The 26,649-nt window shown below is 66.3% G+C and carries 27 protein-coding genes; 15 read left to right on the top strand and 12 right to left on the bottom strand.

The genetic code is table 11. The features are described from left to right. Window positions 1-27: 27 nt before the first annotated feature. Window positions 28-1,545, top strand: coding sequence for a carboxylesterase/lipase family protein (locus tag ACFWB0_RS04790; protein ID WP_378489310.1), 1,518 nt, complete (start codon window positions 28-30; stop codon window positions 1,543-1,545). A gap of 61 nt (window positions 1,546-1,606) precedes the next feature. Here ACFWB0_RS04790 and ACFWB0_RS04785 read toward each other — a convergent pair whose 3' ends face one another. Genes ACFWB0_RS04785 through ACFWB0_RS04775 form a run of 3 tightly spaced genes read right to left on the bottom strand, consistent with a single transcriptional unit; the run spans window position 1,607 to window position 3,253 of the window. Next, a complete protein-coding gene (locus tag ACFWB0_RS04785; protein WP_378489283.1) occupies window positions 1,607-1,933 on the bottom strand; it encodes a cupin domain-containing protein in 327 nt (108 codons plus the stop codon). 34 nt (window positions 1,934-1,967) lie between these two features. Then, window positions 1,968-2,456: a dihydrofolate reductase gene (locus ACFWB0_RS04780; protein ID WP_378489282.1), complete on the bottom strand. Its 489-nt coding sequence runs from the start codon at window positions 2,454-2,456 to the stop codon at window positions 1,968-1,970. Then, a complete protein-coding gene (locus tag ACFWB0_RS04775; RefSeq protein ID WP_378489281.1) occupies window positions 2,453-3,253 on the bottom strand; it encodes a thymidylate synthase in 801 nt (266 codons plus the stop codon). Before ACFWB0_RS04775 ends, ACFWB0_RS04780 begins: the two co-directional genes overlap by 4 nt. A 42-nt stretch (window positions 3,254-3,295) precedes the next feature. On the opposite strand from ACFWB0_RS04775, the gene ACFWB0_RS04770 reads away from it, so the two are divergent. The 4 genes from ACFWB0_RS04770 to ACFWB0_RS04755 are packed head-to-tail and all read left to right on the top strand — an operon-like array spanning window position 3,296 to window position 7,581. Further along, complete coding sequence (locus tag ACFWB0_RS04770; RefSeq protein ID WP_378489280.1) at window positions 3,296-4,162, top strand: Fpg/Nei family DNA glycosylase; 867 nt, start codon at window positions 3,296-3,298, stop codon at window positions 4,160-4,162. A 10-nt stretch (window positions 4,163-4,172) separates the two neighbouring features. Then, complete coding sequence (locus tag ACFWB0_RS04765; protein ID WP_378489279.1) at window positions 4,173-5,222, top strand: tellurite resistance/C4-dicarboxylate transporter family protein; 1,050 nt, start codon at window positions 4,173-4,175, stop codon at window positions 5,220-5,222. Between the two features lie 47 nt (window positions 5,223-5,269). Beyond that, window positions 5,270-5,914: an alpha/beta family hydrolase gene (locus ACFWB0_RS04760; protein ID WP_378489278.1), complete on the top strand. Its 645-nt coding sequence runs from the start codon at window positions 5,270-5,272 to the stop codon at window positions 5,912-5,914. 5 nt (window positions 5,915-5,919) lie between these two features. Beyond that, window positions 5,920-7,581, top strand: coding sequence for a GAF domain-containing sensor histidine kinase (locus tag ACFWB0_RS04755; protein ID WP_378489309.1), 1,662 nt, complete (start codon window positions 5,920-5,922; stop codon window positions 7,579-7,581). Window positions 7,582-7,603: 22 nt separating this feature from the next. Here the strand turns inward: ACFWB0_RS04755 and ACFWB0_RS04750 are convergent, their stop codons facing one another. Further along, window positions 7,604-8,251 (bottom strand): response regulator, encoded by a 648-nt coding sequence (locus ACFWB0_RS04750; protein ID WP_378489277.1) that lies wholly within the window; start codon window positions 8,249-8,251, stop codon window positions 7,604-7,606. Window positions 8,252-8,439: 188 nt separating this feature from the next. Here ACFWB0_RS04750 and ACFWB0_RS04745 point away from each other — a divergent pair, with 188 nt between their 5' ends. From ACFWB0_RS04745 to ACFWB0_RS04730, 4 genes are all read left to right on the top strand, one after another. Then, window positions 8,440-9,363, top strand: a complete 924-nt coding sequence (locus ACFWB0_RS04745; protein WP_378489276.1) for a nitroreductase family protein — start codon at window positions 8,440-8,442, stop codon at window positions 9,361-9,363. 22 nt (window positions 9,364-9,385) lie between these two features. After that, the gene (locus tag ACFWB0_RS04740) at window positions 9,386-9,655 is read left to right on the top strand and encodes a hypothetical protein (RefSeq protein ID WP_378489275.1); all 270 of its coding nucleotides are present in this window, start codon (window positions 9,386-9,388) and stop codon (window positions 9,653-9,655) included. Between the two features lie 650 nt (window positions 9,656-10,305). After that, the gene (locus ACFWB0_RS04735) at window positions 10,306-10,953 is read left to right on the top strand and encodes a hypothetical protein (RefSeq protein WP_378489274.1); all 648 of its coding nucleotides are present in this window, start codon (window positions 10,306-10,308) and stop codon (window positions 10,951-10,953) included. Beyond that, window positions 10,953-11,594: an RES family NAD+ phosphorylase gene (locus tag ACFWB0_RS04730; RefSeq protein ID WP_378489273.1), complete on the top strand. Its 642-nt coding sequence runs from the start codon at window positions 10,953-10,955 to the stop codon at window positions 11,592-11,594. The genes ACFWB0_RS04735 and ACFWB0_RS04730 overlap by 1 nt, the downstream gene beginning before the upstream one ends. Window positions 11,595-12,039: 445 nt before the next feature. Here the strand turns inward: ACFWB0_RS04730 and ACFWB0_RS04725 are convergent, their stop codons facing one another. Then, window positions 12,040-12,492, bottom strand: a complete 453-nt coding sequence (locus ACFWB0_RS04725; protein WP_378489272.1) for a hypothetical protein — start codon at window positions 12,490-12,492, stop codon at window positions 12,040-12,042. A 14-nt stretch (window positions 12,493-12,506) separates the two neighbouring features. Between ACFWB0_RS04725 and ACFWB0_RS04720 the strand changes: the two genes are divergently transcribed. Beyond that, entirely contained in the window at window positions 12,507-12,947 is a 441-nt protein-coding gene (locus ACFWB0_RS04720; RefSeq protein WP_378489271.1) for a hypothetical protein, read from the top strand. A gap of 73 nt (window positions 12,948-13,020) precedes the next feature. Here ACFWB0_RS04720 and ACFWB0_RS04715 read toward each other — a convergent pair whose 3' ends face one another. Then, complete coding sequence (locus ACFWB0_RS04715) at window positions 13,021-13,233, bottom strand: hypothetical protein (RefSeq protein WP_378489270.1); 213 nt, start codon at window positions 13,231-13,233, stop codon at window positions 13,021-13,023. A 403-nt stretch (window positions 13,234-13,636) separates the two neighbouring features. On the opposite strand from ACFWB0_RS04715, the gene ACFWB0_RS04710 reads away from it, so the two are divergent. Beyond that, on the top strand, window positions 13,637-15,061 hold the full coding sequence (locus tag ACFWB0_RS04710) for a hypothetical protein (RefSeq protein ID WP_378489269.1): 1,425 nt from the start codon (window positions 13,637-13,639) through the stop codon (window positions 15,059-15,061). A 98-nt stretch (window positions 15,062-15,159) separates the two neighbouring features. Here ACFWB0_RS04710 and ACFWB0_RS04705 read toward each other — a convergent pair whose 3' ends face one another. The 3 genes from ACFWB0_RS04705 to ACFWB0_RS04695 form a co-directional block, all read right to left on the bottom strand. Beyond that, window positions 15,160-15,309: a hypothetical protein gene (locus ACFWB0_RS04705; RefSeq protein WP_378489268.1), complete on the bottom strand. Its 150-nt coding sequence runs from the start codon at window positions 15,307-15,309 to the stop codon at window positions 15,160-15,162. A 468-nt stretch (window positions 15,310-15,777) separates the two neighbouring features. Next, window positions 15,778-16,530, bottom strand: a complete 753-nt coding sequence (locus ACFWB0_RS04700; protein ID WP_378489267.1) for a hypothetical protein — start codon at window positions 16,528-16,530, stop codon at window positions 15,778-15,780. Window positions 16,531-17,074: 544 nt separating this feature from the next. After that, window positions 17,075-18,031 (bottom strand): alpha/beta hydrolase family protein, encoded by a 957-nt coding sequence (locus tag ACFWB0_RS04695; protein ID WP_378489266.1) that lies wholly within the window; start codon window positions 18,029-18,031, stop codon window positions 17,075-17,077. Window positions 18,032-18,145: 114 nt separating this feature from the next. Here ACFWB0_RS04695 and ACFWB0_RS04690 point away from each other — a divergent pair, with 114 nt between their 5' ends. Beyond that, on the top strand, window positions 18,146-18,745 hold the full coding sequence (locus ACFWB0_RS04690) for a TetR/AcrR family transcriptional regulator (RefSeq protein ID WP_378489265.1): 600 nt from the start codon (window positions 18,146-18,148) through the stop codon (window positions 18,743-18,745). 712 nt (window positions 18,746-19,457) lie between these two features. Here the strand turns inward: ACFWB0_RS04690 and ACFWB0_RS04685 are convergent. From ACFWB0_RS04685 to ACFWB0_RS04675, 3 genes are all read right to left on the bottom strand, one after another. Next, window positions 19,458-20,366, bottom strand: a complete 909-nt coding sequence (locus ACFWB0_RS04685; protein WP_378489264.1) for a universal stress protein — start codon at window positions 20,364-20,366, stop codon at window positions 19,458-19,460. A gap of 45 nt (window positions 20,367-20,411) precedes the next feature. After that, window positions 20,412-21,452, bottom strand: a complete 1,041-nt coding sequence (locus ACFWB0_RS04680) for an LLM class F420-dependent oxidoreductase (RefSeq protein WP_378489263.1) — start codon at window positions 21,450-21,452, stop codon at window positions 20,412-20,414. 65 nt (window positions 21,453-21,517) lie between these two features. Then, window positions 21,518-22,426, bottom strand: a complete 909-nt coding sequence (locus tag ACFWB0_RS04675) for a universal stress protein (RefSeq protein ID WP_378489262.1) — start codon at window positions 22,424-22,426, stop codon at window positions 21,518-21,520. 145 nt (window positions 22,427-22,571) lie between these two features. Here ACFWB0_RS04675 and ACFWB0_RS04670 point away from each other — a divergent pair, with 145 nt between their 5' ends. The 3 genes from ACFWB0_RS04670 to ACFWB0_RS04660 all read left to right on the top strand — a co-directional run bounded on the left by ACFWB0_RS04670 (window position 22,572) and on the right by ACFWB0_RS04660 (window position 26,642). Beyond that, window positions 22,572-23,012: an RrF2 family transcriptional regulator gene (locus ACFWB0_RS04670; protein WP_378489261.1), complete on the top strand. Its 441-nt coding sequence runs from the start codon at window positions 22,572-22,574 to the stop codon at window positions 23,010-23,012. 18 nt (window positions 23,013-23,030) lie between these two features. Continuing rightward, window positions 23,031-24,257, top strand: coding sequence for a globin domain-containing protein (locus tag ACFWB0_RS04665; RefSeq protein ID WP_378489260.1), 1,227 nt, complete (start codon window positions 23,031-23,033; stop codon window positions 24,255-24,257). A 78-nt stretch (window positions 24,258-24,335) separates the two neighbouring features. Continuing rightward, on the top strand, window positions 24,336-26,642 hold the full coding sequence (locus tag ACFWB0_RS04660; RefSeq protein ID WP_378489259.1) for a M28 family peptidase: 2,307 nt from the start codon (window positions 24,336-24,338) through the stop codon (window positions 26,640-26,642). The last annotated feature ends 7 nt before the right edge of the window (window positions 26,643-26,649 follow it).

Below are 26,649 nucleotides of genomic sequence, written 5' to 3'. Positions count from 1 at the left end.
CGACAGGCCGTCACGTAGAGTGCGGAGATCATGTCCGAGACGCTCGTCACAACCCCGGATGGCACCGTCCGCGGAGTCCGCAGCGGCGACCTCCTCGCGTGGCGGGGCATCCCCTACGCCGCGCCTCCGGTCGGTCCGCTGCGACTGCGCGCGCCGCAACCCGTGGAGCCGTGGCCGGGTGTCCTCGATGCGACACGCTTCGGGAACGCCGCGAGCCAACATCCGCGCGGCCTCGTGACAGGCGCAGGCACCCGTGTCACCGCCGGCGAGGACTGCCTGACACTCAACGTGCTCGCCCCGACGGGCAACGTCCACGCGCCACGGCCGGTGATGATGTTCATCCACGGCGGCGCCTTCACCATGGGAACCAGCGCGTTGTCGCTCTACGGCGGCGAATCCCTCGTACGCGGCGGCGACATCGTGTACGTCTCACTCAACTACCGTCTCGGTGCGCTCGGCTACCTCGACTTCTCCGAATTCTCCGACGCATCGGGGCCTTTCGCTTCCAACCTCGGCCTGCGCGACCAGGTGGCCGCGCTCGAATGGGTTCAGCGCAACATCGCCGCGTTCGGCGGAGACCCCGGCAACGTGACCATATTCGGTGAGTCCGCGGGCGGCACGTCGGTCACCACCCTCCTCGCGACCCCTGCCGCGCGGGGACTGTTCGCGCGGGCCATCGCGCAGAGCCCCGCGCCGGGACTGGTGAACACCGTCGACCGCAGCCGCGAATGGGGTCGACGCTTCATCGAGCTGCTCGGCGCCGACACAGACTCCGCAGCGAAGGCACTGTCGGACGCAACACCGGCCGAACTGGGTCGTACGGGCTCTCGCGTCGGCGCGTCGGTCCTGCGTTCGACGCCGGGGCTGCATCCGTTCGGTCCGGTCGTCGACGGCGACTACCTGCCGGTTTTTCCGCTCGAGGCGTACGAGAAGGGCACCGCACACGCGGTTCCCCTGATCATCGGCACCAACGACCGCGAGGGCGCGCTGTTTCCGCGGTTCCTCGACGCGCTTCCCACCAACCCGCAGCGAATCGACAAGATGTTCGCGGGCACCGATCCCGACGCGCACGCTCGTGTCACTGCCGCGTATCCCGGTTATCCCTCGGAACGCGCCGCCATCGACCTCGGCGGCGACACCACCTTCTGGTATCCGTCGGTGCAGATCGCGCAGGCCCACGCCCGGCATGCACCGACGTTCACCTACCGCTACGATTTCGCTCCCCGCCTGCTGCGGTGGACGGGCTTCGACGCCACGCACGCCGTCGAATTGTTCGCTGTGTTCGGGCAAGCAGACGAACTGCTGGGCAAACTCCTGACCTCCGCGGGCGGGCGTCGCAATCTGCGGGCGGTCTCCGCATCGGTGCAGCGGCAGTGGCTGCAGTTCGCGCGACACGGCGAGCCGTTGCCGTCGTGGCCGCACTACGACGAAACCGACCGCGCGACCATGGTGTTCGACGTGCCGACCCGCGTCGAGCACGATCCTCGAAGCGAACGTCGGCTCGCGTGGGAGGGCTACCGGGGCTACGCCGCCGCACTCGGGTAGACACCGCTCTCGGGTAGCCACTGTTTCTCACACGGACACTGCACTCACATGGACACCGCGCTCACATGGACACGGTGAGGATGAAGACAACATCCTCGAGTGCTTCGACGCTGTGTCGCGCGGCCGGGATGATCAACAGATCTCCCGACGACCCCTTCCACGAATCCTCTCCCGCGATCAGCTGGAGTTGACCGCTGAGGACCTGCAGGGTCGCCTCGCCCGGGCTGTCGTGCTCGCGCAGTTCGCGGCCGGCCTGCAATGCGACGACGGTCTGCCGCAGGCTCTTGGCGTGCCCACCGAAGACGGTGTGCGAGCTGCGTCCGCTGCTCGAAGTGGCGGCGAGTTTCAGTTGCTGGCGAGCCAGTGCGGTGAGCGAGAGCTTGTCCATGGTTCGCAGTATGGCGCACCGGAAGACGCGACACTCAGATTCGGATGTACCTGATCCAGCGGAATCGCGTTCCGGACGTCGACGTCGTCCATTCGCCTGTGTCTGCAGGGGTCCACTCCGGCCCGATCGCCGGCGCGACCGCGTCGCCGTCGACCTCGAGATCGACCTCCGTGACGAGCAAATGCGTCGCATGTTCCATGGCCTGCGCGTAGATCTGGCCACCGCCCATCACGACGACCTCACCGTCGACCGCCTTCAGCGCCTCGTCGACGCTCGACGCGGTGACAGCGCCGTCGGCCGCCCACTCGGGATTGCGGGTGATCACGACGTTCCGGCGACCGGGCAGCGGCCGGAATCGCTCCGGCAACGAGTCCCAGGTGAGGCGACCCATCACGACGGGCAGGCCCATCGTCGCGTTCTTGAAGAACGCCATGTCTTCGGGGATGTGCCACGGGATCGCGCCGTCGCGGCCGATCACACCACCGTGGGCCTGCGCCCAGATCAGCGTGACGTGGTCGCTCACACCGCCACCGGTGCCTTGATCGCGGGGTGATGCCGATAGTCGACGATCTCGACATCGTCGAAGCGGTAGTCGAAGATGGAGTCGCGCTGCGCCAGCTTCAACGTCGGATACGGGTATGCCTCGCGGGTGAGCTGCTCGGTGACCTGCTCGATGTGGTTGTCGTAGATGTGGCAGTCGCCGCCGGTCCAGATGAACTCGCCCACCTCGAGCCCGGTCTGCTGCGCCACCATGTGGGTGAGCAGCGCGTAGCTGGCGATGTTGAACGGCACGCCGAGGAACATGTCGGCGCTGCGCTGGTACAGCTGGCAGCTGAGCTTGCCGTCGGCGACGTAGAACTGGAAGAACGCGTGGCACGGCATGAGCGCCATGTCGTCGAGGTCCGCGACGTTCCACGCCGAGACGATCATGCGACGCGAATCGGGGTTGTTCCGGATCGTGTCGATGACGCCGGAGATCTGGTCGATGTGCTGCCCGTCGGGTGTCGGCCACGAGCGCCACTGAACGCCGTAGACGGGTCCGAGTTCACCCTCCTCGGATGCCCACTCGTCCCAGATCGTCACTCCGTGTTCCTGCAGCCACTTCACGTTCGAGTCGCCGCGAAGGAACCACAGCAACTCGTACACGATCGACTTGAGGTGGACCTTCTTCGTCGTGATCAAAGGGAAGCCCTGCGCGAGGTCGAAGCGCATCTGGTGTCCGAACAGGCTGCGTGTGCCGGTGCCGGTGCGGTCGGACTTCGGCGTCCCGGTGTCCAGGACCAGGCGCAACAGATCTTCGTACGGCGTCGGGACAGTCACGAACAGCAGTCTAGGCGGAGCTCTACGAAGTAGCCTTACCGCATGCCGGAGCTCCCCGAAGTGGAAGCACTCGCCGTGTTCCTGCGAGAACACGCGCTCGGGTCGGTGGTGGGTCGCATCGACGTCGCGGCGCTCAGCGTGTTGCAGACCGCCGATCCCCCGATCACCGCTCTGCAAGGCCACGATGTCACCGGCGCCCGCCGGTTCGGCAAGTTCCTCTCCGTCGACTGCGGTGATCTGTCGCTGATCACTCACCTGTCGCGGGCCGGGTGGCTGCGGTGGCGGGGCGAGCCGTCGCAGGCACCACCGAAGCTCGGCAAGGGGCCGCTCGCGCTGCGCGTGCACCTGTTCCGCCCCGACGCCTCCACCCCCGCGTTCGATCTCACCGAGGCCGGCACCAAGAAACGCCTGGCGGTCTGGGTCGTCCGCGACCCGGCCCACGTCCGGGGTATCGCGCGGCTCGGGCCGGACGCCCTCGCCGTGACCGCCGACGAGTTCGGCGCACTGCTCGCAGGCAGTACTGCACGGCTGAAGACTCTTCTCGTCGACCAGTCGGTGCTCGCCGGGATCGGCAATGCGTACTCCGACGAGATCCTGCATGTCGCCCGGTTGTCACCCTTCGCCACCGCGTCGCGCCTTACCGGCGAACAGGTCGCTGTGCTCTACGACGCGATGCGCTCGGTCCTCATCGACGCCGTCGACAGGTCGGTGGGCCAGGACGCCGCCCGGCTGAAAGGGGAGAAACGCTCGGGGTTGCGCGTGCATGCCCGGACAGGGCTGCCGTGCCCGATCTGCGGCGACACCGTCCGCGAGGTGTCGTACTCCGAACGGTCCTTCCAGTACTGCCCCACCTGCCAGACCGGCGGGAGGATCCTCGCCGACCGCAGGATGTCGCGGTTGCTGAAGTAAGGTCCCCGACGTGGACTTCTCGACCCGCTCGAGCGCGGCGGTCCGGTCGCTCGCACCCGGTTACTTCGCTCTCGTCATGTCCAGCGGGATCATCTCGATCGGCCTCCATCTCCGCGGATTCGACGTCGCCTCGCTGGCCCTGCTGATCGTCGCGGCCGTCGCCTTCGCAGTACTGGTGGTGTTCTCGACCTGGCGACTCGTGTCGTTCCGAAGTGCCCTGCGCGCGGACATGGCCGATTCGTCGCGGGCGTTCGGGTTCTTCACCTTCATCGCAGGCAGCAACGTGCTGGGTGTGCGCCTGATGATGCAGGGCTGGCATTCGACCGCCGCAGTGCTGCTCGTCGTCGCCGCACTGACCTGGCTGGTCCTCGGATACGTCATTCCGTGGACCGCGGTTCTCGGCACCACGCAGCGCCCCGTGCTCGCCAAGGCCAACGGCACCTGGTTCATCTGGGTGGTGGCCAGCGAATCGGTGGCCATCGCCGCAGCCACGTTGCAGCCCGTCTACCAGGACCTGAACCGGCTGCTGGCTGCGGTCGCGGTCTTCGCCTGGGCAGTGGGTCTGTTCCTGTACGCCGCGGCCGGGATATTCGTCGGCGCACGGATGCTGCAGTATCCGCTACGCCCCACCGACCTGACCGCACCGTACTGGGTCGCGATGGGTGCCTGTTCGATCACCGTGGTAGCCGGTGCGCGGATCGTCGAGATGGACGACGCACCCATGGTCGACGCCACCCGTGGATTGATCGCCGGCCTCGCCGTGGTGATCTGGGCGTTCGCCACGTGGCTGTTCCCGCCTCTCATCGCGGCCGGTTGGTGGCGGCATCGCGTCCACAAGGTGCCGTTGACGTACGACTCGTCGCTGTGGTCGATCGTCTTTCCTCTCGGCATGTACGCCGTCGCGGGGATCTATCTCGGCCAGGCCGATGACCTGCCACTCGTCGGTGCGGTCGGTGCGGCCGAACTGTGGGTCGCAGCGGCGGTGTGGCTGGTGGTGTTCGTGTCGATGCTGCGCCACCTCTGGACGACGCTCCTCCGCCCTCGCGGCCTTTCCGCATAGTTCGCACTCCTGACAGAACGCTGCATGGGCCCGGTTACGGTGGTCTGGTGAGCGTCGAACTGCTGGACACCGACACCGTGCACGGCCACCTGCATGTCCCCGAGGGTGAGCCTCGTGGCGCGATCGCCCTCACTCACGGTGCCGGCGGCAACTGCGACGCAAAAATCCTGCAGTTGATGTGCGGCCGCTTCGCCGAACACGGGCTCCTCGCGCTGCGCTACGACCTGCCGTTCAGGCGACGCAACCCGAAGGGGCCTCCACAACCGGCCCGCGCCGCCGAAGACCGGGCGGGGGTGGCCGACGCCACCGCATCATTGCGGGAGCGGCACACCGGCCCCATTCTGGTCGGCGGCGTCTCCTACGGAGGACGTCAGACGTCGATGCTCGTGGCGGAGCAGCCCGAGATCGCCGACGCACTCGTACTGCTGTCCTACCCGCTGCATCCCCCCGGGAAGCCCGAGAAGGCCCGCACCGAACATCTGCCCGGCATCACTGTGCCGACGGTGTTCGTGCACGGCGTCCGCGACCCGTTCGGCACAGTCGACGAAGTCCGCGAGGCCGCAGCGATGGTGGTGGGAGCTACAGCGTTGATCGAGGTACCGGCTGCCGGTCACGATCTGAGCCGCACGAAGTCCGACCCGTCCGACCGGACGGTCACCGCGGTACTCGATCTGCTGGGAGACTCCCTGTGAACGACATGCCCGACGCGATCACCGAAGCTCCGATCGACACGCTGCTGGCAGAACTGCGAGACCGTCTCGACGACACCGCCACCAACCCGGAAACACTGCGCAGCCTGCTCGAGGCGGTGCTCCTGGTCGGGTCGGGACTCGAACTCGACTCCATGTTGCAGCGCATCGTGCAGGCCGCGGTATCGCTGCTCGATGCCCGATACGGGGCACTCGGTGTTCGCGCCGTCGACGGCGGCCTGTCGGAGTTCGTCTACGAGGGCATCAGCACCACGCAGCGCGGCAGGATGGGGCATCTGCCGGAGGGCCGCGGCATCCTCGGTTTGCTGATCAACGATCCTCGTCCGGTGCGGCTGGCCGATCTGTCGAAACATCCGGCCTCGATCGGGTTTCCCCCGAACCACCCGCCGATGAAATCCTTCCTCGGCACCCCGATCATGATCCGCGGCAAAGTATTCGGCAGCATCTATCTGACCGAGAAGCTGGGAGAGCCGGAGTTCACCGAGGAAGACGCGGTGATCCTGAAAGTGCTGGCGACGTCCGCCGGAATGGCCGTCGACAACGCGCGGCTGTTCGAAGGATCGTTGACCCGCGAGCGGTGGCTCGCGGCGATGGCCTCCATCAACGCACGTCTGCTCGTGGGTGGTTCGGTCGACGAAACGCTCAGTCTGCTCACCGGTCAGGTTCGCGAACTAGCTCGCGGCGCAGGCGCTTTCGTGGTCCTCGTCGACGGGTCGCACGGCACGCTCCGAGCCGCGTCACCGACGGCCCCTGCAGCCGACACGGTACGCATCGACCTGACCGACACACCGGTGTTGCATGCACTCAAGACCCGGCAGGCGGTTCTCACCGACACGCTGACGGGATTACCGTCGGCGGGGAACGGCAACGAGGGCAACGCAATCGTGCTGCCGCTGTCGGCGACGTCCACGATCACCGGCGTGCTCATCGTCACCCGGGAAGCGGGGTCCGACCCGTGGGACGACGAGGAGATCGCGCGTCTCGACTCGATGGCAAATCTCGCGGCAGTGGCACTCGAATTCGCCGAGCAGCAACGCAAGAAGCGACTTCTCGACGTCCTCGCCGATCGCGACCGCATCGCACAAGACTTGCACGACAACGTGATTCAACGATTGTTCGCAACCGGAATGAGCCTGCAGAGCGTACTGATGCCCGGCACCGACACCGAGCGCGTCACCGACGTGGTTCATCACGCCGTCGAACAACTCGATCGTACGGTCCGCGAGATCCGCACGACCATATTCGATCTGCACACGACGGGAGCCTCCGCTGGGACCAGCCTCCGGCGGCGACTACTTGACGTCGTCGGCGATCTCAGCATCCACTCGACAGTTGCACCCAATGTTCAATTCATCGGTCCGATAGACACATTGGTTCCCGACCGCATCCACCCTCATGCCGAAGCCGTCCTGCGCGAAGGCCTGAGCAATGCGCTGCGGCACTCGCAATCCGAGAACATCACGGTGTCGGTGACCGCCGAGGACGATTTCAGCATCGAGATCCTCGACGACGGCACCGGACTCCCCTCCACAGCACGACGAAGCGGGCTGGCCAACCTCGAACGCCGGGCCACACAGTGCGGAGGCGTATGCCTCATCGGACCCGGCGACGACGGCGGCACCCGGTTGTCGTGGCGAGCTCCGATCTGAATCGAACTGCAGCCGAGCAAGACTAGGAGTGCCCCTGCTCCTTGCTCTTACGCAGCTCGGTCGCCAGGACCGCGGCCTGGGTGCGGCGCTGCATCCCGAGCTTGGCCAGCAACCGCGACACGTAGTTCTTCACCGTCTTCTCGGCGAGGAAGAGCCGCTCGGCGATCTCACGATTGGTCATGCCCTCACCGATCAGCTCGAACACCGCCTTCTCCTGATCGGACAGCTCCGCGAGCGGATCCGCGGTCCGCGACGCGCGGATCCGATTCATCAGGGCGGCGGTGGCGCGGCTGTCGAGCAGAGAGCCGCCCTCGCCCACGGTGCGGACCGCCGACACGAGGTCGGTGCCGAGGATCTGCTTGAGAACGAACCCCGACGCACCCGCCATGATCGCATCGAACAGCGCCTCGTCGTCGGAGTACGACGTCAACATCAGCGCGCGCAACTCCGGCATCCGGGCACGCAACTCCCGACAGAGTTCGACGCCGTTGCCGTCGGGAAGCCGAACGTCCAGCACTGCGACGTCGGCGCCACTACCTGGAATCCGGGCCAGCGCCTCACCCACGGACGCGGCCTCACCCACGACGGTGAAGTCAGGGACGCTGCTGAGCAGGTCCACCAGTCCGCGTCTCACGATCTCGTGATCGTCGACGAGAAATATGCGGGGCATCGCACGCACCTTTCGTTCAGCTCGATGGTGCCATCGTCGCAGCTCCCCACGACCGTATTCGCCTCAGGGCCATTCGACGTCAGTTTCGGGACCTTTGCCCCCTGCACCCTCCCGCGTCCGTGCGAGAGGCTCGTACTACACCGGGACATGTGTCGGCACCTAGTGATGGCCGGATGAGGAGGGTAACAATGACCGTCGATTCCGAAACCTGGTCGCACAGCGATACGGAGATCATTGCGCGCGCCGTCATCGAGGCGCCTTCGGTGCACGACACTCAACCGTGGAACCTGCGACTCCCCGGTTCCGCCGCGGAGCTCGACGAACGCCTCGAATTCGCAGACCCGGGCGCGGATCCGCTACGCCCGGACCGGCTCATCTCGTGCGGTACCGCCGTGGCCCATCTCGAGCTCGCGATGCGCGTCCTCGGCAGGCAGACCCGCACCGATCTGTGTCCCGACCCCGGTCGTCCCGCGCTCGTCGCGCGTATCGAGACGCGCGGGTCTGCTGTTCCCACGAGCTCGGACCTGCGGCTCTACGCGGCGATCTCGCATCGCAAGAGCCACCGCGACGCCTTCGCAGACATCCCTGTGCCCGCCGAGACCATCGGCGACGTCGTATCCGCAGGCGCCCGCGTTCCTGGCGTCGGGATCCGTCTGCTGGCGTCCGATGAGGCCCCTGCTCTCGCCGACATGCTCACCTACTCGGCCGAGGCCAAGCGACGCAATCCTCATTATCAGCGCGAAATGTTCTCTTGGATGTCGCATTGGCAGCCGGACGGCAACTCCGAGGTCGTCGAGCATTGGGATGCCACTCTCGACGAGAACGGTGCCGCTGGGAAAGCACTGATCACCAGTGACGTGCCCGACCCCTCGGCGCTGGCCGACGCGATCGACCGCGAGACCGTCCTGCTGTTCAACGCTGCTTCGGCCGACCCGATCGATCTGGTCCGGATCGGAATGGCCACCGAGCGTGCATGGCTGGCGGCGGTCGATGCCCGCCTCTCTGCGTCGGTCCTCACCCATCCGCTCAGGATCGAAGACTCCGCCGATCGCCTCGGCGCACGATTGGGAATGGCCACCCCGCCGCAGCTGATCATGCGGATCGGATTCTGACTGTGAGGAAGGATCGCCGAAGGTGACACAAGAACTCACCGCCATCGAACTGGAGGAACCGTCGAGTTCCGATCTGTTCCAGACTGTTCTGGACATGGCGCAGGCAGCGAAGGCCGGCAACACCTCGGGGTGGCTGGCGGCGCGCTACAGCGGTCTCCCCCTCGAAGACCTCGCCTACACCTGCACGGAAATGCTGGGAATCCTCATCGAGAACAACGCAATCCGTGAGGGTGTACACCCGGCCGACATGTGGCGTCGCGTGCGAACGGCCGGCGTCGACGAGTTCGGCTGACCAGGTCGACAGCTTCGGCGCAGTCGGGTACGACGGAAGCCTATGGCGACGAATCATATTGCGCCCAGCTTCACCGCGGGGGTCGCGCTGAACAGAGCGCTGTCTCATCGACACTCAGGGACAAATCGACGACACGCTGTCCGGTGAGTTGGTCGAACGTCGGCGAATTCTCCAACTCGAAAACGCGCCACTTCGGGTGCTGACTGACCCCTCAGCGCCGCCCACGCCGCCAGAGGAACGTCCCCGTCGGACTCGGAAGGAACTCGCGGGGTGGGAGCTGCGTCGACGGTGTCCGGTGCTCCCTCGAGCTCGTTGCTCGGGGCAGGTTCCTCGGCCGGCGGCGTGGGCGCGCGGCCACCGGCGGATCGTCCGGGTGTTGGCCGACGGCAGCATCGCGGGCGAGCCGCGTGCCCACGCGTACCGAAAATGTCGAGGTGGGGCCGACGAGGAATTCATGCGCCACAGCACTTTCCGGGAGAGCTCCTGAGAATCATCGCGCGGTCGCGGGTGACCTGAGTGCGGCGGGAACATTTCGCCTGCCACCGAGGACCGAGCATGGGCGGATCGCCCGAATCCTGCCATGTCCACGACCACCGGTAGCCGAGAAATCAACACTGAACTACACTGTTAATAGCCGTTAGGAGGATGTTGTGACCGTCGCAGACGATCGTCACGCCCGGGGCCCCGCCGAACAATACGCCGCCGGCACCCTGTCGTTCGAGGATGCACTGACCCGCACCGTCGGACACCCCGTCGACCGCACCGCCGTCGCGGGGGCGCTCGACTACCTCGCCTCCCTGGGCTCCGCGCAACCGCAGGGCGCACTCTCGCGCCACGACGCCGAACTCCTCGACGACGCCGGCTTCACCGACGACGGCGAACACGCCAGCTTCTCCGTCGCGCTGGGACGGGCCCAGACCATGAGCGAGCTGCGTCGCACCGCCCTCACCCCCACCGAGGTCGCGGACCTGCTGCAGGTCAAGGCCCCCCGGGTCCGCCAACTCACCTCGATCGAACGCAAACTCTGGGCCCTCGACGACGTCGACCGACGCGGACGCCTGTACCCGAAGGCGCAGTTCACCGACACCGGGATGGTGCCGTACCTCGACCGGATCCTGCCCCACCTGCCCACCGACCTGCACCCCCTCACCGTCAACGCGGTGCTGACCATGCCGCGCGACGACCTCACCGTCGACGGTCACCGCGCCTCGGTCATCGAGTTCCTCACCGCCGCGGCAGCAGAGAAAGACCTTCCCGCTGTCCTCGAGGTCGTCGCACGCGCGACGAGCCTTAGCTAGTGGCCACGACCACCCCACCCCCGATCGCGGACATGCGCGACGCAGGGGTGCGCGACGACGAGCTGGTCACCCTCGCGGCCGGCACCCGCCGTCTCTGGCGTATCCACGCCACCGACGGCGCTCATGTACTGCCGTGGCACGGCTTCCGCATCCACGGACCGCTGCTGCGTTTCGACCACCATCCCCGGCCGAGAGCCGACCACCCCCGCTACGGCATCTGGTACGGAGCCAGCAGCCCACGCGGCGCCCTCGCCGAGGTCTTCCAGGACACGCGAGTGATCGACCGAGTCCACCGCGCCCCGTATCTCTCGGCTCTGACCCCCGGCCGCCCACTGACACTGCTCGATCTCGGAGGATTCGCCGGCGGCACCTGGCCGACCCGGCTCGGCTGCAACCACTCCCTCGACTCCGGCCCGCACTCTAGATCCCAGGCGTGGGCCAGGGCGATCCACCGCGCCCACCCGCACCTCGACGGGATCGCGTACCGCGGCAGATTCGCCGGTGAGCTGTGCGTGGCACTGTTCGAGCAGGCCGCGGACGCCTTCCCCACCCACCCGGTGTTCTCACTGCCGCTGTCCCACGTGGGACTTACACGCCGTATCGACAGCGCGGCAGTGGAATTGGGATACCACGTCGTCTGACCGGCCGCGCACGGGGACATCAGGCAGGTCAAGACCCGCAGACACCCCGCAGGCGCGTCCTCTGGGTCGCCGAACTCGCCCGACAGCGGCCCGGTGCCGCTGCATGATCGCGCCTGTACAACAAACCGGAGGGCACTCCAGCCGATCCGATTCCGGGTCCGCTTCCCGGACACAGCGGTCGAGCACCGAGTTCCTGCTCGCCTGTGGCTCCGCGCGCACGAACTTCTCGGCCCGGGCAAGCTGTGGGTGTGCGGGCGGAAATGCCCGACATGGGACGGCATCGACCAACCATGCCGTCGGCAGCTTTGGGCAGCGTCACTGTCGCCAGTGGTATCCATCGCGAGGTCACTCGTGTTGGCTCTGACGTCGGCGTCGATATCAAGGATTCCTCGCTGAGGACCACCTACGGGCAGCCGGAGACACGATCCCGGTGGCTCTACCTGTTTCAAATACCGGACGTTGATTCTCTGACGGTGCGCCGAGCTTTCGAAGTGCGCTGGCGGCGGGCGATCCCCAGATGCTGAATTGCCAAGAGAGCAGCAAGAAGCGCAATCGGCAGGTAGAAGCCGTATACGCCCAACAACGACGGCGTGGACGACATCGCCTCAGAAAATCCGAGCACCGAGGCCACCATCAGCGAGCCGGCGACCATCCACACCACAGAGGAGCGCGGCACCACGGCCGGGAACAAGCACGCTATCGTCGGCACAGCCAAAACGATCACCATGCTATTTCCGAAATAGCTCCAGATCGATTCGTAGCACTCAGAAGGGCTTGTAGCCGACAGCCCGAGCTCGCAGTCGGTGATCTGGAGTATCGGATTCGACGCCGCAAAGGCGCCCAAGGCGGCCGTAATCACGGCGAGCAGTACCCACGCCCAGCGCAACACGGTGATCATCAGTCGATCTTGTCATGGCTCGCATCGGGACACTCAACGACACGAAGGGGCATCCCAGACCGCGGCGGACAACAGATCGCTGTGCCGAAAGATCGGAAGCAGGTCGTCGGGCCCGCGATCCGGAGTTCGACGACAACCCCACCGCGGGTGTCGATCCACCCGAGGTGTGGGTGGACGCGATCGTGGCGGTCGCGCGTGATCTTCGGTGCTTCCGGTACGGCCGCGATGTAAACCCGGATCGGCTGATGTGGGAACTGCCGGTCGGGCATGGCGACGCCGTCATGATCGGCTGGAGCGGTACCACCGGGATCAGCGGATTCTCGCTGTGCGACGGCACGATCCGCACGGACGCGTCGTTCGCGAAGCGGCGGCGAGGTGGGCGGCGGACACAGCACAAACCCAACTCGCGGGTTACGACTTCGTGCAATGGCCTTCGCACGGAAGACATCTGCTGAGCCCGCGGTGCATGGACGACGCGGCGGTGGTTCGATCGCCACGCCAGCCACAACGGCGAAGCAAAACCTGCTATCAGGGACGCTCCTGGCCGTCCTCGGTGACCGTGATCGCGCCCCCACCCGCCACCGGCAGATCGTCCGGGTGTTGGCCGACGGCAGCATCGCGGGCGAACTCCTCCCAGGTGGTGGGTTCACCGTCCTCGATGATCGGATCCTCGAGCGACACGTCGTAGTCGCCCTCGAGCTCGGGTTCGCTCTTCGGGGCTGGGTCGTGCGGAGTGGTCACAATGGGTCCTTCCTGGCTGCCCGGGTCGGGGATACCAGGGTGCTGCGCTGCAAGAGTGCCGCACAGCCCACCACCACCGCGACGAGTGCAGCACCAATCAGATACGTGGCTGTGCGCATCCCTGTCTCTCCCGACGTCGGTGGCGTTCTTCTGCGGGCAGGCGTGAAGCTACCTCCCTCGCCCTGACCGTAGTCGGGCCGTGCCCTCCTACCGGAGAAGTGCCGCGGCCACCAAGGACTGCTTCCCCCGACACCCCTAGTTCACGACTTTCCCCGCTCCTCCCTCGACGGCCACTGCCGGGGCTTCGCTAGCCGAACACGATTCGAAGCCCATACTGCCGCACACAATCGCATGTATGCTGACTCTCTTCGTCATAGGGACGGAGTACCCGGGAGTCACACCGATGACCGAACACACCACACAGCTCCGTCCGCCCCGGCAGCTGCGGCTGCTGGCAGGTCGGACAGCGATCCAGGACGGACAGATCCCCCGCCCGACGGTCGGACAAGTCGGGGTGTTCTGGCTAGTGTTCGAAGAAGCACCAGCCGACGCACACGACCCGACGCTCTCGACGATCGAGGCCGACGCCGAACCGCTCGCGCCCCCGGCACTCGAACCGGCCGCCGATACGCTTCCGACGATGCCGCAGACGTGGGTCTGGCGGATTCCGCTGCGCGGAGATGGCTGGTCGGCGACCTGGTACAGCCCACGCCCCGCCATCGGCCGCGTCCGACTCACCGGCCGTCTGGTCGGCGATTTCGCCTACGCCACCACCGGGTCGGTGCGGGGACGAGTCATCACAGCCCGCAGTCTCGGCGAGGCGGAGAGCGCGGGCCGACACGAACCCGGGATCCTGACCGAACTCGACCTCGACGATGTGCCACCACCCGCGGTACGGCCCTCGGTCATCCCACGTGCGATCTCCGCAGCCGGGCACGTGATGTGGGCAGCCGACGAGCCGTTGCCGCTGGTGGTGCGGATAGATCTCGACAACCCCGCGGATGTGCGCGAAGTTCTGCTACCCGCACGGATAGCTCCGGAGCCGGGACGCTCACCGTGGCAGGTCCATGCCGATCCGGCCGGATGCTGGATCGCCGGATGGTATGGAATCTTCCGGGCCGCCGACACCGGAGCAGTGCAGCGTCTCGACGACCGCTGGGTCAACGCCTCGGCAGCACACAACGGAACACTGTTGACCTGCACCACCGACAAGACCGCAACGCGGATCAGCGTATGGCACCCCGATAGGGAGCCCCACCACGACGACACCACCGTTCCCGCCGGACTCATCAGCTCGGTCACCGCACACGACAACGGATTTCGCATCCTCATGCGCCGCCGGGACACGTGGCCGACCACCACATTCATCGTCGCCATCAACCTCGACGGACACATCACCATCGGGCCGCCCCTCGACGACATAGACGACTACGCCCTCCTCACCACCGAACCACCCGCCGTCATCGACCTGCGCGGCACCATCCGCACACTGCGACCCGACCTGCACGCCGATCCCCCGGCACGTTGGCCGCTACCCGGCCTGTCCGGCGGCACCGTCGGCAACCGGATATGGATCGAGCACCACGACCGCGACCGAGACCCCCGCGACAATCGCGAGTACTGGCTTCTCAGCCTCGCCGACCCCACCGGGCAGATCATCGCCCGAACCGAAATCCATACCCCCGAACCTGATGTCACCGTCGACAGCACCGGCACCGTGTGGATCACCGACGGAAACATCACCGCCCTGCATACCCCCACCGGCGCCCTCCCATCACCCCTGCCCCTCGCCGAACTCCTCGACCACCACCGGTCGCACACACGGTGAACGTGACCATCGCGCGCGGGTGTTCCGATCCTGTCGACCCCATGAGCATCGGCTGCGCCATAGACAACTCACACTCGCTACGCACTGGGCCGGCAGCGTCAGTGCCCGGAGCTGTAGACGAACAGGTGTGAGCTGCGCTTGTCGTGAGTCACGACGACCGTCACGGTATCGAGAGCTCCCGCCGGTGGGTACTGCGTCGTCAATGTTCCAGGCACGCAGATGTATCCGAGCCGACTCCAACTACCCATCGGCGCCGCCTCACAGTCCACTGGTTGCATCGCCGGGTAGGCCGGGTTGGCAGCGGCCACCGCTTGTCCGTCTCCCAACTCGGGAGGACCATCGAACCGCGCTGCTCGAGCAGGCTCGCCCACAAACTCCGAGTACTGATACGCCTGCCCGAGTTTGAACCCGCTTGGCACAGTGAACCCGACATCCTGGAAAACCTCGTTGATCGTCTCCTCGTCAACGGGCTCGCGCTCGCCGACCGTGAACGAGCTTCAGGACACCGCAGCAGCAACCACGACGCCAAGCGCAGCACAGGTCGCCCCACGGCACCTCCACGTCACAGACCGCATCCTATTCAGACAGCTGAAAAACGACGATCATTCGTGCCGCGCCTCTACGGGCCCCCTTTTCGAGGTGCAATCCTCACCCTTTCGACGGTGCATCATGGAATCTACGAGGACACCGACGTGTCGTTTCCGAAGACCACTCATTCAGGGTGTTCCGGCTACGCTGCTCAGCGTGTAGATCGTGTCACCGGCCGGCGAGCCGATGATCGAGTCGAGCCACGGCAAATCGACCGGCTCCCCGATCGGGGTACCGGTACGCAGGTCGTAACGCGACCACACCGGCTGCTGCTGGTAGTCGACCGCGGTGACGATCGCATCGTGCACGGACACCGTCGTGGTGTCGGCAGCCCCGGGCACAGTCCATTCGTGGACCACCGTCGGGGATCCGGTCACCGGCACCGACAGCACCTGTTGGTCCCAGTTGGTCCAGTACAACCGGTCGTCGACCACACTGAGGGTTTCCCGCAGCGCACCTCCGCTAGCTTCCGGCATTACCAAGGCAGTGCGCTGAGGGGCACCGGTGTCGACGTCAATGGCCACCAGCGTCATCGCCGGACCACCGGCGCTCATGCTCGCCGCCGAGTAATCGGCATTGAAGGCCAGGACCGAGCGGCCGTCCGGTGCGCACACCGAAGTACGCGACGCCCAGCTGTGGTCGGGTTCGGTCTCCCACTGTCCCCGCAGCTGCAACTCCCCTGAGGCCAGCAGCTCGTAGAACCGGCTCGTGCGCGGGCCGATTGCCGTGGGGATGTCCTCGACGATCGCGACATGCCGGTCCCTGCAGTACGCGGTGGTGTGGACCATGCCGTCGACAGATCCTTGTCGTACCTGCTGATCGGGACCGATCGAGACGAAGCTGTTCGATCGGCCCCGGACGAACCACACCGGTGTGCTCATCGAGCGGAATATCGGTGCGCCCCCTCTCGGTGAGCACCGTCATCGCCTCGCCCGTGGCGGTCACCAGAGAATGCGCAGAGAACAGCACCTGTGTGGCATCGACACGCTCCCCTTCGATACGACCGAGGACGGTGCCATGGTCGTCGAAGGCGAAGACCAAGGTTCGGCCGCCGGAGGTTTCGACACCGAGACCCCCAAGCGAGACAGCGCCGGCGGTCTCGGCGGGCAGCGTCTCGAGCGGTTCACCGGGATACGACGGCGAACTACACGCCACCGCCAGCACCGACACCACTCCGAGAACCACAGTCGTCACCCTGATGCGGGTAGCACAGGCACTGCGGCGGCGGGCATCGTTGTCGGACTTGTTCACCTGCTCACTGTTCCACGACCGGAGGTCCTTCGCCCCGGCCGACATGGGCACACCGAGAATCGATCCGCAGTGATCGGTAAACCGGGGATGCCAGGCACATCAGGTACAGGACACCAAGTGCCCTGACTGCGCTTTCACGATGCCCCGCCTGGCGAGCGGTCCAGCGGACCCGAATTACTTGCTGTGGACGTGGCCGATCGGGTCGACGCTGCCGTTGAGTGCTGCACGGGCGGATGTCCACTTGTCGTCGATGCGGAGCGCGGAGCGGAGGTAGACGGTGCTCATCCGCTGCAGTACGGCCACACGCTCCGGGTGCTCGTCGGTGGTCTCCGCAACCTCGTACCCGGAAATCCCGCCCAGTGCGTGCTCAGCTTCGTAGAAGGTGATGAGATCGGTGGCGCCGGGGCTGTGGGTGTAGGCGTCGGTGAACCAGTCGGGGCCGCGGCTCGACATGTGGGACTGGTCGCGGTCGCCCGCCACGACGAGCGTCGGCGTGGTGAGCTGCCCGAACGACGGGTGCATGAACGGAAAGTTGGCTTGCGCAAAGGGATTCAACTCCTCACCGCCGATACCTGTGGCGGACAGGAGGATACCGGCCGCGACCCTGCTGTCGGACATATCCTTTCCGGCTTGCCCGTCCTTGCCCAGGATCCGGGCGCCGAGGAGCGCCTGCGCGGTCTGCGCTCCCCAGGAGTGACCGGCGACGGCGATGCGGGTGCGGTCGATCCGTCCGCCCAAGCCGGGGACGGCAGCTTCGACGACGTCGAGTTGGTCGAGGATGCGTCCGAAATCTGCGATCCGCTCGGTCCAGATATTGGGGAAGCGGGGGTCGTCGACTGCGATCCCGTAGCGCCTGGAGTCCAGGTGGGTGGGCTGGACCACGACGAAGCCCCGGGAGGCCCAGAACGCGGCCAGAGGTGCATAGCCGTCGTGATGCCAGCCGTTGCCGTGCGAGAACAGCACGATCGGCAGGTCGGAGCCGGTGGCGGGCGCCGAGATCCGCACGTCTAGCGGTAGCGCGCGACCATGGGCCGCCAGTTCGACGGGGGCAACGGACACGACGGGAGTGCCGTCGCCGACGAGATCGTCGAGGGTGGAAACAAGTGACGTGGTCAGGACGGAAGAAGTCACGACGGGGTCCTTTCGATGGTCGCCCCTGCACGAATTGGAAACGGAGCACTGTTCCGAACAATACGGAGCAACGTTCCGCATATCAACCCCCGGCGGCATGAAAGAGTGTGTTCTGTGATCGATGAGAGCGGACGCCGTGCGAAGCGCGCCGACGCGCGGCGGAACGAACAGGCACTCCTCGACGCGGCAGCGGCAGTGTTCGTCATCTCCGGGGTCGATGCACCGGTTCGGGAGATCGCGGCGAGAGCCGGGGTCGGAATGGGAACGATCTACCGGCACTTCCCGACTCGTCCGGAACTCGTAGTGGCGGTGTACCGCCACCAGGTCGAGGCGTGCGCGGACGCCGGTCCGAGACTGCTGGAGGAGAGCCCGACCCCCGAAGCCGCCCTGCGCGCATGGGTAGCACTGTTCGTGGAATTCCTGGTGACCAAACATGGCCTCGCCGGCGCACTGCAAGGAGACAGCGCCGGATCCGATGCACTACACGCCTACTTCGTCGACCGCCTCGTACCGGTCTGCAACTCACTCCTCGAGGCCACGTTCGGCCATCGCGGCGCCGGACATATCGCACCGATCGACGCATACAACCTGATGAGGGGCATCGGAAACCTCTGTATCGGAGTAGCAGGCGACCCCAACTACGACGCCGACCGCCTTGTCCAACTCCTCGTCTCCGGCGTACTCAACGGATCCGATGAGCAGACAGGGCCTTAGCGACCGAACAAACGTTCGAGTTGACCCCACTCGCGCCACGTGACATCATCCCTCCACCGGCCTGAATACAGGTCGACCCCGGCAGGTGCGCTAACACCGACCGGGGTCTGGGCACACGACAGAAAGCGACTGTCATGCACCGTACGGTGGATTCTATCCACACGCCCTTCAGAGGCGTGAATCAGCAACGAGCCACGAGCGCATTCTTCCGCGCCGGCCGACGCCGCACCTGCCCGCCAGGTTCTTCACCGGCGTCCTGAACTTCCGGCCCCTCGATCCTGCCGACTCGGCAGTGCTGATCGAGGGGCCAGAGGTGTTTCTCCTGCTCCGGCGTGCGCAAGGGCCGTTTCGGTAACCGCGGCACGCCCGGCATTCGTCGCTCATCTCCTCAGGTCCGACGTCAGCGCATCGACGCTGCGTACCGGGGTGCCATTCCCCGGCACGAAACCGACTGGGCGCCAGTATCCTTCGTCTCCGCAGCTGGCGGTGGAGCACCCGATCGCGCGGGTCGACACAACCGACCGGGTCCAGTACAAGCCACACGTCACCTCCGACGTGGGGCCAGAAGTGCTGGCCGAGAAGGTCTATCGGGGTATGGCGACCGGGCAGCGTTGGGGAAGGGGCCGAAGGCAAGCTCAGGGACCCGTAGGGTCTCCGTACGGTCAGGCGCAGCCGCCCGCAGGGCGTCCGATTCCCGAACGCCCTGCCGCGCCTACTCCTCGCCCGTCTCCGACCTCGCGACCAGCACCGGGCAGTCCGCAGTCTGGATCAGCGCATTGCTGGTGGACCCCAGCAGCAACCCCTTGAAACCGCCGCGCCCGCGCGACCCCACCACGAGAAGCTGTGCGCTCTCGGCATATTCACTGAGCACCCGCACGGGCCGGTCGCGCGCGACGACCCGTTCGACGACCACGTCGGGATACCGGTCGTGGAAGCCGGCCAGGCGTTCGGCGAGCACGATCTCCTCGCCGGTCTGGATTCGGCTCCAATGCGGGTCTTCGGGGACGGCACCCAGCGACGGCTGCACGCTCACATCACTCCACACGTTGACGGCGACGAGGGTCGCGCGCCGTGCGGCAGCTTCTTCGAACGCGACTTCGACGGCCGCCCGGCAGGATTCCGACCCGTCCACACCGACCACGACGGGGCCTTCGGCCGGAGGTGCTCCGTCGAGTGTGCGACCGCGCACGACGACGACGGGAGCCGCGGAGTGGGCGGCCAGTGCCGTCGACACCGATCCCGCGAGCAGGCCCTTGACCTCGCCGAGGCCACGCGACCCGACGACGATCCGGTCGGCGTGTTCGGACAGCTCGATCAGGGTGTTGGTGATCTTGCCCTCGATCTGCTCGGTGCTGATCTCGACCGAGCCGTTGTTGTCGTCGACGACCTTCCGCGCGAGCACCCCGGCATTGGCGAGGCGGTCGCGGGCCGTCGCCTTCATCTCCTCGTGGAAGCTCTGCGCGAGGTAGGGCTCCGAGTAGTAGAACGCAGGAACGTGGACGACCGTGACGATGCGCAGCGGCAACGATCGGGCACTCGCCGCGCGGGCCGCCCAGATCACCGCGCCCGAGGCCGCGTCGGACCCATCGACCGCGACGACGATCGGTTTGGTCTCGCTCATGTCCGGAACCTCTCTCCGTGATGGTGACGCCGACCCGACAAGGGGTCAGCTGCAGATATTCCGCATCTGCTCGATCAGACGAACCCGACCGGCAGTGTCGCCGGCGAGCGGGGTGACATTCAGGGTCGTAGCTCCGGCTTCCTCGAACGCTGCGACACGCTCACGCACATAGCCTTCGGGACCGATCAGCGACACGGCGCGCACGAGATCCTCGGGCACTGCTGCGGCCGCCTGCTCCTTCTTGCCGTCCAGGTAGAGCTCCTGGATGAGCGCCGCTTCCTTCTCGAAGCCGTAGCGGACGGCGAGATCGTTGTAGAAGTTCTTGCCCTTCGCGCCCATACCGCCGATGTACAGCGCGAGCATCGGCCGTACCCAGTCGATCATGTGGTCGACGTCGTCGCCGATCGCGAGCGCGACCTGGACGTAGGTCTGCAGTTCACCCAGCGCGGGGTCGCGTTTGGCCTTGCCCTTGGCCAGCGCGTCGCCCCACACCTCGGAGACCTTCTCCGGGTAGTAGAAGATGGGCTCCCAGCCCTCGGCGATCTCCGCGGTCAACTCGACGTTCTTCGGGCCGATCGACGCAATGACCACCGGAATCCGTTCGCGCACAGGATGGTTGATCAGCTTGAGCGGCTTACCGAGCCCGGTTCCCTTGTCTTCGGGAAGCGGGAGCTGGTAGTACTTGCCCTGGTACTCGACCTTCTCGCGCCGCCACACCTTGCGGCAGATCTCGATGATCTCGCGGGTGCGCCCGAGGGGCGCGTGGTACGGAACGCCGTGGAAGCCTTCGATGACCTGCGGACCCGATGCTCCGATACCCATGACGAAGCGACCGTCGGACACGTAGTCGAGACCGGCCGCGGTCATCGCGGTCAGCGTCGGTGTCCGGGTGTAGAGCTGGAAGATGCCGGACGCGAGTTCGACTCGGGAGGTCTTGGCGGCGATATATCCGATCTGGCTCACTGCATCGAACGAATAGGCTTCGGGGACGAAGACGATGTCGAGGCCGGCACGCTCGAGGTCGGCGACCTCGGCGACTGTCTCGGCGAATCCGCCGCTGTAGTTCAAACCCATTCCGATTCGCATGCACGCACCTCAACTCTGCAGCGTGCGGGGCACGCCTGTGGACCGTGTCCCGAACACTACCGTCGTCAGGTTTCGTCCGGACGAACAACCATGACCGGGCAGTGGGCCTCACGCAGGAGCGAGTTGCTCGTGGAGCCGAGGACGAGTCCCTTGAATCCGCCTCGACCTCGGCTGCCGACCACGATCAGCTGCGCGTTTTCGCTCCACGCCTGCAGATGTGTGCGTGGTCCGTCGATGTAGATCTTGCGAACGACGGTGACATCGGGATAGCGCTCGCCGTAGCCGGCCAGGCGCTCACCGAGCAGCACGCGCTCGATGTCTTCGAGTGCCTGCGGCTCGAATTCGAGGGGCATCGCCTCGATGCTTCCGACCTTGATGTCGCTCCAGATGTGCACTGCCACGAGGTCGACGTCGCGGAACGACGCCTCCTCGAACGCCGCAACCAGGGCGCTCTCGCTCAGCGGGCTGCCGTCGACCCCGACCACGACGGGCCGATAGTCGGGCTCGGGCGCCTCTTCACCGCGCACGACGACGACGGGACACGAAGCGTGGCCGACCACTGCCACGGGCGTCGAGCCGAGGAACATCTCGCCGAGACGGCCACTTCCGGATTCCCCGAGGACGAGCATCCGAGTCTCCTGCGACAACCGGACCAGCCATCTCGCGGTTCCGGTCAGGGCCACCGCGGCGGTGATCTCGAGGCCCGGGGCGCTCTCCTCTGCCACCCGCTCGGCTTCACCGAGAACGACCCGCGCATCCTCCTCCGCCCATTCGAAGATCGAAGAGGTCTGAACGAAGGGGGTCGCGGTCCATCCCGTGGTGGCGAAGTCGACCGCGTGCACCAGATGCAGAGACAGTCCGCGCTGGGCGGCGGTGGTCGCGGCCCAGCGGATCGCCCGGGTGGATGCAGGCGATCCATCCACACCGACCGTCACATTGTTGTGGTCCCGAGGTGTTTCACCGTGAGGTTTCACAAGATCGAGACTAGTCCCTAACGATGTGGTGTGGAATGGACTTTCGTCCCTGCGGTCGGAGACCTAAGCGAGACAACGACATTCCGACAGCGATCTACGTCACACTAAATTGTCATTCTGGATGCAAATTAACTAGCGTGTGGGCATGCAACTCACCCAGTTCACCGATCTCGGACTGAGAGTTGTCATGCACCTGGCCGCATCCCCTGCGGACTACGTGCCGAGAACGAAACTCGTTGCCGAGCAGCTACATCTGTCGTATGCACATACGACGAAGGTGGTCGCCCGGCTGAGCGAGCTCGGCGTCGTCACCACCCGTCGCGGACGAGGCGGAGGGCTGGCCATCACCGAACTCGGCCGCACCGCCACCATCGGGTGGCTGGCACGGCAGCTCGAAGGAGACGAAGAAGTGGTCGACTGCGAGGGCTCGAACCCGTGCCCTCTCCGCCACGGCTGCACACTCAGGAAGGCACTGCGCGATGCACAAGAGGCCTTCTACGCCACTCTCGACGACATCACCGTCGCCGACCTGACCACATCGAAGATCGAACCGGTCCTGTTGACCCTCACCCAGCCCACACTCTGACAGGAAATGGAGTTCACCATGACTCTCTCGCCCGAATCCAAGGAAGTCATCGCCGCGACACTGCCCGCCGTCGGCGCGGCAATCGGCGATATCACTCCCCTCTTCTACAAGAAGATGTTCGCGGCGCACCCCGAACTCGAACGCGACCTGTTCAACCGGGGCAACCAGAAGCAGGGTGAGCAGCAGAAGGCACTCGCCGGTTCGATCGCAGCATTCGCCACGCTCCAGCTCGATCCCGATCCCGCCCGCGTCGAAGCGATCCTCTCGCGCATCGCCCACAAGCATGCCTCGCTCGGCATCAAGCCCGACGAGTACTGGATCGTGCACGAGCACCTCTTCGCGGCGATCGTCGAAGTTCTCGGTGCCGCAGTCACTCCCGAGGTGGCAAAAGCCTGGGACGAGGTGTACTGGCTGATGGCGAATACCCTCATCTCCCTCGAGGCAGACCTCTACAAGGCAGCGGGCGTCGAGGTCGGAGATGTATGGCGCACCGTGCGTGTCGCCGAGCGTGTCTACCAGTCCGCCGACACCGTCTCGTTCGTACTCACCTCACTCGACGGCGCTCCGCTGCCCACGTTCCGCCCGGGACAGTATCTTTCGGTCGGTGTCAAGCTCCCCGACGGCGCCCGCCAGATCCGTCAGTACAGCCTGTCCAATGCTCCGTCGCAGGGCGACTGGCGCATCACCGTCAAGAGCGTGGCCGCTTCCGCCGCCCCCGACGGAACTGTCATTCCCGCTGGTGAGGTCTCGAACTTCCTGTTCCAGAATCTCTTCGAAGGCGATGAACTTCAGGTGACCATGCCCTTCGGCGACCTCGTCCTCACCGATGAGGACGCCCCCCTGTTCCTCGCCTCCGCCGGTATCGGCTGCACCCCGATGATCGGCATGCTCTCGCACCTCGCAGAGGTCGGCGATCAGCGCCCGATCTCGGTGTTGCACGCAGACCGGTCCGTAGCCAACCATGCACACCGGCACGAACTCTCGACCCTCGTCGGGCAGATCCCGTCGGCCGATGTGTACCGCTGGTACGAGGACCTCGGCGCACGCCAGCCGCTCGAGACGATCCGCGTCGGCCGCGCCGACATCACGGACCTGCCGCTCGACCCGAAGACCCACGCCTACCTGTGCGGGCCGCTCCCGTTCATGATGTCGCTGCGTGAGGCCCTCATCGAGCGCAACGTGCCCGCCGCGAACATCCACTACGAGGTGTTCGGCCCCGATAGCTGGGCACCCGCGGGCGCCTGAACGCGAGTGATCCACTGATGGGCAGTGCCCCGGCTTGTCGGCCGGGGTTCTGCCCGTTTTGACCGCTACGCTCGGTCCATGGACACCACCGCGTCCGACGACCCTCGGGTTCTGCCCCGGCTGCCGAGTCTCCTCACGCTGCTCGCTCTCCTCGTCGTCGGGCTCGCAGCTGTGCTGCTGCCTGCCCCGGCAACACCGCTCGACACCGGCGCGGCGGACGATGTCTTCAGTGCAGGCCGCGCCGCCACCCACATCGAAGCGGTCTCCGCCGAACCCCGTGCGCTGGGCTCCCCCGCTCACCGAGCTGCCCGCGAGTACCTCGTCGGTGAGCTGGAAGAACTGGGCTGGCGTACCTCCGTCAAGAGTGGGGTGGGCTGGTTCTCTCCCCAAGACGGAACAACGCAGCGCGGTGCCCGAGTGCACAACATCGTTGCCCTTCTGCCCGGAACGGATCCCACCGGGACGGTCGTGCTCGCCGCCCACTACGACACCGTGCGGGGCTCGCCCGGTGCCGGGGACGACGGGATCGGGATCGGCACCGTCCTCGAGTCCGCCCGCGCGATCACCGCCGGACCGCCGCCGCGCAACGACATCATGGTCCTACTCACCGACGGCGAGGAGGACGGACTTCTCGGCGCCGACATGTTCACCAGCACACGCTCGCCGTCCCTCGGACCCACTGTCGTCCTGAACCACGAAGCACGCGGCAACTCCGGCGCACCCGTCACCTTTCGTATCTCCGACCCCAATGGTGCCCTCATCGAGGCTCTTGCCGGCGCACCCGACGCCAGCGCGGATTCCCTCACGCAACTCGGATTCGAGCTGCTCCCCAACGACACCGACTTCAAGCATTTCGACAACGCCGGATTTCACGCATACGACACGGCGATCTCCCGAGGTTCGGCCTTCTATCACAGCCCACTCGACACTCCCGACCGGCTGAGCCACGAGTCGCTGCAACAGATGGGCGAGATCGCCCTCGCCACCGCGCACTCTCTCATCGACGCCGACCTCACCGAGCTCGATTCGGGAGGCGAAAAGGTCGTGACCACCACGCCGTGGGGGTTGCTCTACTACGCGCGGTGGGTGGAGGTTGCGCTGACCGCATTGTTCTTCGTCGCGGTCGGGTGGCTCGTCATCGCACGGATCCGGCGAGCCGAGGCCAGTATCTGGTCCGTGGCCGCCGCCGCTGGGGTGTCGGTCGCCACCGTCGGAGCCACGGCGCTCGCAGCGTGGCTACCGTGGTGGCTCGCCCAACGGCTCGCTCCGGGGATGGCGTCGCCCGTCGTCTCGGAGCCCTACCGCCCGGGCATGTACGAACTCGCCGCCGTCGTCGCAGCACTGGGTGTGCTCATCACGGCCTATCTGTGGGCCCGCAAGCACCTGTCCGCAGGGTCTCTCGTCGTCGGCGCCTTCGTTCTGATCGCAGTGGTGGCAGCGGTCGCGCTTCCGTTCAGCGGTGCCGCATCGGCGCTGGTTCTGCCCGCACTGCCGGCCCTCGTGGGCATGCACGTCGCCCGATTCGTCGTGGACCGTCCACCGCTTCCGGTAGTAGCGGTGACGATCGGCTCGATCCCGGCCGCTGTGCTCCTCGTCCCCGCTGTAGTGCTGTCGTTCGACGCCGGACTCATGTTCGGTGCCCCCCTCGCCGGAGTGTTCGTCGCGGTGTTGTTCGTCCTGACCCTCACGCTGTGGGAAGCCGTACTTCCGTCATCCCGCACCTCTGTCGGCATCGCCTCCGTTACTCGCGTTGCCGGAACCGCTACCCTCGCATCGGTACTCGTCTGCGCGCTCGTCGCGGGATTCCTCAACCGGGACGGCGCGACAGAGCCACGGCAGGAACACCTGTGGTACGCGCTCAACAGCGATCTCGACACCGCGGTCTGGGCTTCGCCGGACTCCCCTCGCTCCGAGTGGAGCCGCGAATTACTCATCGACCAGGCAAGTCCCCTGCCCGTAGAATTCCCGTGGCGCGACGAGCAGATGGCACACGGTCCAGCACCCGTCGCCCCTCTCCAGGCTCCCGAGGTCGAGGTGCTCGACGACACGTCGGCCGGCGGTGCCCGCGAACTCCGCCTGCGCCTGTCGTCTCCACGAGGCGCGAACGCCGTCGGCCTGTGGGTCGACAGCACCACGGCCACCGTTCACGGCGCAACCGTCGACGGGCACCGTGCCGAACCGGCAGAAAATTTCGGATTCCGGTTCTGGGGGGCCGGGCCGGAAGGGGTCGAGGTGACTCTCACTCTCAGCGTCCTCGAAGACCGAGTGGGACTGCGCATCATCGACCTGTCGGATGATCTGAGCGTTGTGCCCGGCTACGAACCACCGACCGACCGGGTGGTGGTGGCACCCACCGTTGTGGTCGCGCGGTCGCTGCGGATCTGATCGGCCG

It is taken from the genome of Rhodococcus sp. NPDC060086 (genome assembly GCF_042730275.1).
GTDB lineage: Bacteria > Actinomycetota > Actinomycetes > Mycobacteriales > Mycobacteriaceae > Rhodococcus.
This window is presented reverse-complemented; position numbering and strand designations above follow the sequence as displayed.